The sequence below is a fragment of the Planktothricoides sp. SR001 genome (assembly GCF_001276715.1).
Classification (GTDB): Bacteria; Cyanobacteriota; Cyanobacteriia; order Cyanobacteriales; family Laspinemataceae; genus Planktothricoides; species Planktothricoides raciborskii.
On record NZ_LIUQ01000094.1, the window covers coordinates 845 to 11,502 of the forward strand.

Consider the following 10,658-nt stretch of genomic DNA (forward strand, 5'->3'; position numbering starts at 1 on the left):
GCAAAGCATTCGGGCAACAATTCCCGGAAAAAAACGTCAAATTTAATATCCGAATGCTTTCCCCTTATTCCACAGGGCAAAATGTTAACTGTTATAATGAGCCAAATATCCCATGAAAATCCATGACTATATCGATAACTCAGAAAACCGAACCCTGCAAGCAACCCTGATGCAAATTATTGAACAGGAAAACCAAAAAGTGCTGGATATTGCTACGGGATTTTTCCGCATTGAAGCCTGGTTTCGCCTGGAAAAATCCATGCAGCAACTTGAATCATTGCGGTTACTTATTGGTCGTGACCCTAGCATCCGCCCCGCAGAAAAAGACCATATTAATTTACTTGAATATTTTCAGCGAGAAATCCAAAATCAAGTAGAACACCAAGCATTTAACGTTGAGTATAAAAACCAAATTACCCGGTTAATCGAATACTTAGAAAAAGAATCCGTAGAAGTGCGACTTTTTGGCGCATTGGGCAACAAATCTCTATTCCTCCATGCCAAAGCCTATATTTTTGACCACTATAGTATCGTCGGTTCCAGTAACTTCACCCCCTCCGGTCTGCTGGGAAATACGGAACTGAATATTGTGAATAAAATAGAAGCGATCGCCCGTGACCTGAGAGAAAACTGGTTTGAAAAATTCTGGGATCACCCCAGCGTAGACACGGAGTATAAAACCAAACTAATTGATATCCTCAACGCTTCCAAATTTGGCAGTAAACCTTACACTCCCTATCAAATTTTTATCAAAGCTTTATATGAACAATTCAAAGATGACACCCTCCTCGAAGGTAGTCAGCAAACCGGCTTAAATCTAGCCAATTTTCAACAAGAAGGCTTTGAAAGGGCAATCAAACTCCTAGAAAAACATGGGGGATGTATGGTTGCGGATGCTGTGGGTTTAGGCAAAACTTTTATTGGTTTGCGAGTCATAGAACATTACTTAATCAAATTGCGGAGACCGGGTAAAATACCCCGCGCCCTAGTGATTTGTCCAGCCCAATTGCGGGATTTAGTTTGGCGTAAAAAAATGGATGATTTTAACATCAAAGCGGATATTATTTCCCATGAAGAACTGAGTAGACAAAACTTTAACCTGCGACGTTTCCGTAACCATGATTTAATCGTAGTCGATGAATCCCACAGCTTTAGAAATAGTGCCACCCAACGCTATCAAAATCTGCAAAAACTTTTAACCAGCGGCAACCAAGACAGCAAGATATTATTGCTCACCGCTACGCCGATTAATAATAGTATTTATGACCTATATCACCAAATCTCTCTGCTGACCAAAAATAACGATTTAAAATATCAAAATCGGGGCATGGGAAATTTGACCAGCTATTTTAAAGACCTGAAAGAAGGCAAAGCGGAAATTACCGATTTACTCATGGAAACAATGGTACGTCGTACCCGACAAGATGTAATTAAACGTCAACAAGCGGGGGAAGAAATTGTCATTGCCGGACAAGTGATTAAATTCCCCAAACGGCAATTAGAAAAATTTACTTATAACTTTGAGGAAAATTTTGCCGGACTCTATGAGGCGATCGCTGATAAAATTGATCGCCTCAACCTTGCCCCTTACAACATCAAATCTTTCAAGAAAAAACGGGTAAAAGATGATGAAGATGAGGTGAAACGAAATAAAGCCCTAGTCTATCTACAAAAAGCCCTCTATTTGAAGCGGTTTGAAAGTTCCCTAGTTGCCTTTGCCAACACCCTGCAAAATCAACATAATTTTCAAACAAAGTTCTATGAAACTCTCACTCAAGAAGGAAAATTGCTGGATAGTGTTAACTTTAGAAAGCTGATTCTTGCCTTAGAAAGCGAAGATGATGAAGAGTCTGTCACCACTATTCTGGAAAACTTAGAAGCGATCGCCATTAAAGACTATGACATTAAAGAACTGCGATCGCAAATAGAAACAGACCTCGCAGCCCTAAATAGTATTTTAACAATCATTGACAAAATCAAAACATCGGTGGAAACATCCCAAACTGCCCAAGAGGGCGATCGGAAACTACAAGCCTTCAAACGACTATTAATAAACCTCAAAGGTCAAAAAATCTTAGTCTTTAGTTACTTTAAAGACACTGCCAACTATCTCCATGAACAACTAACCAAAGACAAAACATGGTTAACCCAAATGTCTCATCATGGCAAAACCCCAAAAATTGACCTAATTACTGGTGACTCTTCCGGTCAACAACGGGCAGCGAAAGTGCGACACTTTGCCCCCAAAGCTAACGCCCAAGATGAAGAAGAATTAGCATATTGCCAAGCAAACCCTATTGATATTTTAATCTGTACTGATGTTCTCAGTGAAGGGCAAAATTTACAAGATGCCGGGATTTTAGTTAACTATGATTTACACTGGAATCCAGTCAGAATGATTCAAAGGGCGGGACGAATTGACCGTTTAGGCACGAATTTTGCTACTCTATATATTTATAATTGCTTTCCCGAAGCCGGACTAGAAAAACTACTCAATTTGGTCAAACGTTTACAACAAAGAATTGCCACTATTGACCGAGAAGTCGGTTTAGATGCCTCCGTTTTGGGGGAAAGCATTTCCGAACGTTCTTTGGATGAATTAGTGCGCCTTAAACAAGCGGATACGGTGGCGGAAAAACGCGCTATTCTGGAAGAATTAGAACAAGCAGCAGAACTAATTTCTCTTGACGAAATGCGCTTTCCTCTGCTACAATATCTCCAGAAATTTGCTAAAGAAGAACTAGAAGATATTCCCCTAGGAATTCATAGCACCTATCATTTTAATATTCCCGAACCTAATTTTAAAGATGGGGGAATTTTCTTGGCTTTTCGGGTAGGCGATCGCCACTTTTGGCAATGTTATCCCCGCATCAACGGCGCCATTAGTACCGACCCTCAAAACATGGTTCATAGTCTTCGCAAAATCTATGGTTGGATTCAATGTGAAGAAACCGACTTTCCCCCACCAGAAACATTGCCCCCGGTGAAATTTGATGCGGCAATTTTTGCGATTTTTCAGGGCGCGGTCAACAATATCCTCAACGCATTAAAAAAAGATCAAGCCACCGCCAAAATTACCCCCAAGCTGACCAAATATCCTCAACTAATTTACCATCTGCTTACTCAGCCCAATGACTCTATAGAAGATGTAGCAGCAAGCGATCGCATTTTGCAAGTGATTAAAACCTTAAACTTGAAAAGCTACAACAAAGAACTGAAAAATTTCTGGCTAGAATACACGGTGACGAAAAATATTCAGCAGTTAATCATTAGCTTAGATGACTTATTTGTCGAAAATGAATATTATGTCAACTTAGAAGCCAAATTAGAACCAAAAGAACCCACTCCAGAAACAATGGCTAACAATGTCACGGAAAAAGATATTCAGTTAATTTGTTATGAATGGATTAAACCTGGGGGTTGAGAAACCGGGTTCAGAAACCCAGAAACCGGGTTCAGAAACCCAGCCCAGAAACCGGGTTTCTTAATTTAAGTTTTGATACTTAGACAGAAGTTAAGACAGAAACCCGGTTTCGACCCTGGTCTATTCCCCCTTAGTCTTTAATAAAATATTGCCCCGTTGATAACCTGATTCTGGTTCATAAGCACTAAAAGTTAGAGAACCCAAATTATCAAAAATGGGGTTTCCGGCAATTTCTAAGAGTTGCAAAATGGGAAACTCTCGCTTTAACAACTTTTCGGCGTTTTGCCAATTCAGATATATATAACCGTAGTTGGGCGACCTTAAAGCCGCGATCGCATCACTAAAGCTTTCTTGTTGCAATATAGACTCAGAATTTGCCGCATTATTCGCCGCATTTAAAGCCGATTGCAAGGTATTAATCGACGAGGCAAAAATCTCATAATTGCCTACGGTAGTATGCAATCCTTGGACTTTGGCTTTGAGGCTTAAATTTCCCCCTGCTTCGACCTTGGCAGCGGTTAATTTTGTCCAAGCAGAAAGGGGCAGATCCTCGAATGTCACCGACCCAGTAGTGTAACCTTCTTGACGGGCGATCGCATCTAAATGAGCAATTCCCGCTTCGGTATTTTCTCCCTTTTCCGCCACAAAAATCCAATCAGCCCAATTAGGATTTTGAACCGGAGTATTTGTGCCAATTAAACCTAGGGCATATTCTCCAGTCACCCAGGAAAAAATATCTTCCGGTAGATTAACTTTCCAACTACTTTCTAACTTGGTTAAGGGCGGATTAACCAAAGCGGAAATCACCCCCTCTTTGGCCAAATTAGGTGCAAATTTTGCCCAAAAATCCGGCAAATTTGAGCCAGAAGCTAAAATATCCACTGATGCGGGAATATATTTTAATGCCCCAACGGGAGCACGCAAAGGCGATGTTTCCGATGTTTCATTTGTTGCCGTAAGCTCGATTAAATTTCCCGCCACTTGTGCCACTAATCCTTGTTTTTTCAGTTCCAAAGAAATAGCCAAATGTTCGTAAATTTCCGGGCTTTCTAAGTCCAGTTCCTGGTCAAAGTTTTCTGGGGTTAAATCGGGGTTTGAACCTGAAGGTCGATCGCTTAACCAGGCTAAAAATTGCGGCATATTAATAAAGGTTAAGCCAATTTGGGGATTTTTTTGGTTATTTTGTTGGCTATTTTTAATTAGGGGCGCGATCGCTGCTTGATAGGGGGGATAACCCTCTAAATTTAGCCCTCCTGCTTGCACATTATTAATCGCTTCTCGCAGCACTTTCGGGTGATTGCCAAATAAGACAAAGCGATCGCCCACCACCGCTGAAGCCCAATCCCCAGATAAAGGCTTAATTCCCCCGGCTAAAGGAATCAATTCTGAGGCATTAAAACCATTACTATAAATTAATTGTACCCCGGCATAATCTTCTAAAACTAACTCATGGCCAACCAGGGGCTTATTTTCCCAAAAATGAGTAAGAAACTCCCGACTTGCTTGCGGATCTTTCGTAGCGATCGCCACCAAATAACCCGGTTGTGAGCCATTAATCGGGTCGCGATCGATATCTGAAGTCGTCATGGCCAAAGTAATTTCATTACCCAACCAAGGTTGAATATCGGTGCTATAATTAACCTGAGTTGGCGCCAATAAACTTTCTTTGACTTGTTGTAATTGGCGACTAATTTGCGGGGTATTCTTGCTGGCGGCAGTCTGCTGGACAAACTCTTCTAATTGGTCAGGATTTACCAACAAAGAGGCCATAAACGGGGCTTGTTTCGGCACAAAAATACTGGCTTCTGGGCTAACTTTTCCCTCATCACCAAATAGGGTATGGCCAAATAGGGTATGAAGATCGCTAGGGCTACCTCCGGAAACCCCACAGCTTGCCAGTTCTAATACCAAAACAATCGCCGCAAAAATAGTAAAAAAGTTAAATTTTTTCTGTGGTTTCATCAATTTGATGTGATCTTTACTGAGCATTTTCTTGATTGGGCGAAGCCCACGATCATATTCCTAGGGTGGGCATTGCCCACCCTACTATGGAAGATTGTATTCGTAGGGTGGGCATTGCCCACCCTACTATGGAAGCCAATCAATCGAGAGAACTCGCCAAACTTTTATTGTATTGTCTTCGCTGCCACTGGTGAGCATTTGGCCATCGGCACTAAGTTTCAGGGAATGCACCGTATCCGTATGACCCGTTAATACTTGCAACCGTTCTCCGGTCGTGGCATCCCACACTTTAATCAGGCTATCCAGGGCGCCGCCCCCAGTAATCACCGTTCGTCCATCTCGACCAAAGGCGATCGCCCGCACCGCATCAGAATGTGCTTTTACCGCTAACAGCAGTTCACCCGTATTCAGATCCCAGAGATTAAACGTACCATCGTCAGTGCCACTGGCAATTTTTTGCCCATCCGGACTAATAGCCAAAGCGCGGAGTTGTTCCCTAGGACGCTGTAAAGTGCGTAAGATCGTGCCGTTGGCCAAATTCCAGATATGAATTGTGCCGTCACTGCTGCCACTGACCAAAATCGGCTGCGACTTAGAATAGGCGATCGCCAACACCGGCTGACTATGACCATACAACTGCTGCCGCTTCACCCCTTTGGGAAAACCAGTCACATCATTTTCCACATCCCACAAGGTAATCGTCCCATCTTGCGACCCACTAGCCAGAGTTTTACTATCGGGACTAAACGCCAAAGAAATCACCCAAGAAGAAAGACTCTCAATGGTGTGTAACCAATAACCCGTACTGACTTCCCAAAGATTAATCTTGCCGTCACCCCCGGCACTCCCCAGCATTTTGCCATCAGGACTGGTGGTGACAACCCAAACCTGCTGGGAATGGGCTAGTAAAGTATGCAGCAGAGTTCCTGTAGCGACTTCCCAAAGTTTCACGGTTTTATCCACGCTGCCACTGACCAAAACTTTAGCGTCTGGGCTGAGATCCACGGTATTGACTGCCCAAACATGGCCGGTGAGAGTATTAGTCAGGACAAAATCTTTTCCGGGGACTGTGGGATTTTTCTCCAATGACTTAGAAAGCACCGTCTCCAAGGGTAAAGCTTCTACGGGACTAGATGCGATCGTATTTTCCACCGCAGGACTTGCCGAAGATGAGGGAGAGGCAGAAAGTAGATACTGTAAATCCAACTCATTCAGTAGTTGTAAAGCGGTGACTGGCACTGTTAAAGCGATCACGCCCATCAATAATTTGGGCGCATATTGGCGAAAAGTGCGGTGACGACTGCGCCGATGACTTCTGCGGTGGTGGTGTTTATGGGTCGTGGCATAAGGAATGACCCAAGATGGCATCAAATTCTGGGATAGCTGTGGGAATGGGGAAGGGGTCTGGGAGGGGTATTGTAATGACCCGATCGCCCCTGGTGTCGCTTGTGTCCCTGATGCTGATGTAGGCGATCGCCTTTGACGGTGGCGCCAAGATTGTCGAGAATATCCCCCAGAGTGCAAAGTGGAACGAATTTCTTGCAACCGCTGCAAAATCAGATAAGTATTTTGGGGTCGGTTGCCGGGAAACGGGGCCATCATATAATCCAGCAAATCCACCAACGGGGGGAAAATATGCTCCACCGGCGATCGCCACTGTAACTCCCCAGTCCGCGAATCTTCGGGAAAAACATTCGGTTCTTTGCCCGTCAACAAATAGACAAAAGTCCGGGCTAAAGCATAAAAATCAGACTGGGGCACCGCCTTACCATTCGCTTGTTCTGGGGGGGTATAACCGGGAGAAATAATTCCCGTCACCTGAGAACCACCCCCGGCCACCTTAGCCAAATAAGTCCCAGAAACTTGTCGGGCACTGCCAAAATCAATTAACGCCAACTGACCCACCGGACTCGGCCAGCTATTTTCCGCATCATTATCTGAGGAATCAAAACGCCGCATAATATTCGACGGCTTAATATCCCGGTGAAAATAATTCTGTTGATGGACTTGTTGGAGAATTTCTACCAGTTGGATTAACCACTCAACGGTTTGGGTTTCGGTAATCGGACAATGGTCGCGATCGCTCATCCACTGTTCCAGATTTTCTCCGGCAATAAACTCCATCACCAAACAATGCAACTCAAAGTCTTGGTTTCTCCCGGTAAAAATAAAATAACCGTCCGGTTCCACCAGGGGAATTCCCGGATGATGTAACCGCTGGAGCACCGCCGCTTCCCGCTGAAACAGTTCGATCGCCTTGCGATTCTTGGAACTGAGTACCTTGAGCACCTTAACCTGGGGCGTCCCCGCTTGCTCATCGAGTACCTTATAGGTTGTGCCAAAACCCCCCTCTCCCAAAAGACCTTGGACACGATAACGCCCTTGCAACTGCAAAACCGATCCACAATGTCGGCAAATGCGGTGATGCTCATGCAGTGGATCCGTAGGATTGGGACATTTAGGATTTAGGCAGTAACTCACGACCAGTACATCCAGAGTGAAGGGAACAAATTAAATATTGACATAGCCAAATCCATCACGGCAAATCACGGCAAACCTGGAACTGTAAACCTAGAACTGTAAACCTAGAACTGCAAATCCCAAGACCCGATAATTTTACCGAACAGACCAAGCAAATTGCCCTTTTGTTCCGGAATGAGGACGTAGACCCCTGAAAGAAACCGAATAAACCATTAAAACTTATTTGAAAATACAGAATCTCAAGATCCAGAAAAAATGACTTGAATTTTCACCAGCGTTAAACTGATGAATGGGTCTGCATCCGATTAATGCGTTAATTATATTCTTCATCAGTTATCTACCATCATCAGAACACTCATCATCAGAACACTCATCATATTTTGAGGAAAACCCCTCTGGAGGCAGCAACCATGCATTCAACCCAATCAACTTATATTTTTTCATCAACGATTAGTCTAAATCTTATGATATCCTTGGTCACGGAAATTGAAGCGGAAGTTTATGCCAGTCCAATTTACTGTCATGCTTTAGCCACATTAGAGAAAAAATCCCAAAAAAGAAATACAGATTCTCTGCTGAAAAAAGTTACTCGTTCCGTGATTAGAGTTGCCTTTCAACGATTTCTAACTATCCCAGAATTTCATAGACAATCCTTAACTACACAACCCGGTGAACTCTCAAACCCATCGCTAAACAACCCTGAAACCGCACAAATGACTTCAGATAATCTCAATTCTGTCAAGGTTGAATCCCCGGTTGAATCCACTATTGAATCCCCGGTTGAATCCACTATTGAATCCCCGGTTGAATCCACTATTGAATCCCCGGTTGAATCCACTATTGAATCCCCGGTTGAATCCCCGGTTGAAGAAACTCAAGCACTACTGGATCCAGCATCGCCTCAAGTTGCTGATGCGATCGCTGAATCACCGGAATTAAAGCGGAAAACTAAGTTGCATGATTTTCTAGAAGAAGCCAAGGAATTGGGGACAAAAATAACTCATTATTTAGAGAATATTAGTGAAGGCAATTCAGTAAATCATCAAAAAATAGATGCAAAAAGTCTTAAAATTGATTTGCAACAAGCACAGCAACAACGTTTACAAGACATTGGCCGTCAAATTAGGGCAGCGCGTTTAGCAAAATCCATCAGTATTGCCCAGCTAAATGTAAAAACTGCGATTCTCAGTAGTAAAATTGAAGCGATAGAAAATGGCTGTTTAGAGAAACTACCGGAACCCATTTACCTGCAAGGGTATATCCGTCGTCTGGGTCAGGCAGTGGGTTTAGATGGCGATCGCCTCGCCAATTATTTTCTCAATACCCCTCCCCATCCCGGTGGAAATATCAATATAAAAATACCGGGCAATTCCCACTCATATAGAGAGCAGACTCAGCCAAAAATTTACTTAAATTATATGCACTTTATATGGGTCTATATATCATTAATTGCTAGTGCATTTGGAATGCTTCATTTTATTGACAATCAAAGCGATGCTTCCACAAATTTACCAGAAGACAAACAAAAAAACATGGAATATTTACCTATCAACCCTAACCCAGAAAAATGTCAGCAAAAATCTAGTCCTGAATTAATCGCCCCAGAAAAAAACATCACCGCTAATTTAAGTATTTCTCCCCCGGAAACTTTATGAAGCTTAATTTTAGTCAAAACCGGAAAAAACGGAAAAAACCGAAAAACATTAAAGTTATCTGACACCTGATTCAACATGGGAGTATCAAAGCTGCATTTTAAATAATGATAATGATCGCCGGGCGATCGCCGGGCGATATCCTCTCAGGGCAATTCAACGGGATTGATGAATAAATTATTGCTAAGTTAATTGGTAAGTTATTGCTAATTTTTTATTAAAAATTACTTAGTAAATTGTATTTGTCTCTTCGACTTTGCTTAGACCCGCCAACAGGTCAATCAGAAGTCGAAGGGATTTTAGTTTTTATCTCATGCCAGATATTTGGGAAAGTTCCTTGGCGAAAACATTGGCGGAAACATTGGCGGAAACATCTTTAGGGAAAGGGTATTATAGCAAAATACCAGAAACAATAGACCCATGTAGAGATTTTAAAGGAAATTGATTCATGCTTAAGAATTTCTATCATAAGATTTTAGTTAATCAAACTTAATCAAACACCGCCATGTCAGCCAATTTAAGCCCTGAAGCGCAAGAGAAAGCAAATTCAGTTAACACCGATGACCGGAAAGTCCCAGGGATTCAACAAGAATTAAACCAGCAAAAAGCGTTAGCCAGAGCGATCGCCCGCATTCGTCAATCCCTGGATTTAGGCGTCATCTTCACCACCACCGCTAAGGAAGTGCGGCAACTACTCAAGTGCGATCGCGTCGCCGTCTTTTGCTTGGATCCGCAAAGAAACTGGGAGGGAGAATTTGTTTCGGAAGATGTGGGGGAAAATTGGCCATCCGCTTTGGGGGGAAAGAGAAAAGCCGGCTTATCCCCAGAAAATTGTTGCCCGAATTATCGATAAAATTCGCCAGCTATTAGATATCGAGAAATTTTTGCGATCGCCACCGCCGAAGTCCGACAACTCCTCCAACTCCTCAACGCCGACCGGGTGGCCATTTATCAATTTTTACCGGACTGGACGGTCACCTTTGTCGCTGAATCAATGGCGGAAGGCTGTGTACCGATACTTTTTTGCTAACATTTGCTAACAAACACATAAGTTGAGATACTCTCTCAACCAAGGCGTATCAACCAATGCACGAAGAAAGATCCCTCGCGCACCATTTAAATCCCTGTCCATCTTTAAT

At 43.0% G+C, this 10,658-nt stretch carries 5 protein-coding genes; 3 read left to right on the forward strand and 2 right to left on the reverse strand.

The features are described from left to right. Positions 1 to 112 precede the first annotated feature (112 nt). Positions 113 to 3,424, forward strand: coding sequence for a helicase-related protein (locus AM228_RS27750; RefSeq protein ID WP_054470180.1), 3,312 nt, complete (start codon positions 113 to 115; stop codon positions 3,422 to 3,424). Between the two features lie 120 nt (positions 3,425 to 3,544). On the opposite strand, the gene AM228_RS27755 is transcribed toward AM228_RS27750, so the two are convergent. Then, positions 3,545 to 5,386 (reverse strand): DUF3352 domain-containing protein, encoded by a 1,842-nt coding sequence (locus AM228_RS27755; RefSeq protein ID WP_190880833.1) that lies wholly within the window; start codon positions 5,384 to 5,386, stop codon positions 3,545 to 3,547. A 126-nt stretch (positions 5,387 to 5,512) separates the two neighbouring features. After that, entirely contained in the window at positions 5,513 to 7,867 is a 2,355-nt protein-coding gene (locus AM228_RS27760; RefSeq protein ID WP_072160955.1) for a serine/threonine-protein kinase, read from the reverse strand. 410 nt (positions 7,868 to 8,277) lie between these two features. On the opposite strand from AM228_RS27760, the gene AM228_RS27765 reads away from it, so the two are divergent. Beyond that, entirely contained in the window at positions 8,278 to 9,522 is a 1,245-nt protein-coding gene (locus tag AM228_RS27765) for a RodZ family helix-turn-helix domain-containing protein (RefSeq protein ID WP_054470186.1), read from the forward strand. 502 nt (positions 9,523 to 10,024) lie between these two features. Further along, on the forward strand, positions 10,025 to 10,372 hold the full coding sequence (locus AM228_RS27770; protein ID WP_054470188.1) for a GAF domain-containing protein: 348 nt from the start codon (positions 10,025 to 10,027) through the stop codon (positions 10,370 to 10,372). Positions 10,373 to 10,658 lie beyond the last annotated feature (286 nt).

Excerpts from the sequence above, each read along its gene's own strand:
- AM228_RS27750 (WP_054470180.1), top strand. The coding sequence starts at position 113 with ATGAAAATCCATGACTATATCGATAACTCAGAAAACCGAACCCTGCAA.
- AM228_RS27755 (WP_190880833.1), bottom strand. The coding sequence starts at position 5,386 with ATGAAACCACAGAAAAAATTTAACTTTTTTACTATTTTTGCGGCGATT.
- AM228_RS27765 (WP_054470186.1), top strand. The coding sequence starts at position 8,278 with ATGCATTCAACCCAATCAACTTATATTTTTTCATCAACGATTAGTCTA.
- AM228_RS27770 (WP_054470188.1), top strand. The coding sequence starts at position 10,025 with ATGTCAGCCAATTTAAGCCCTGAAGCGCAAGAGAAAGCAAATTCAGTT.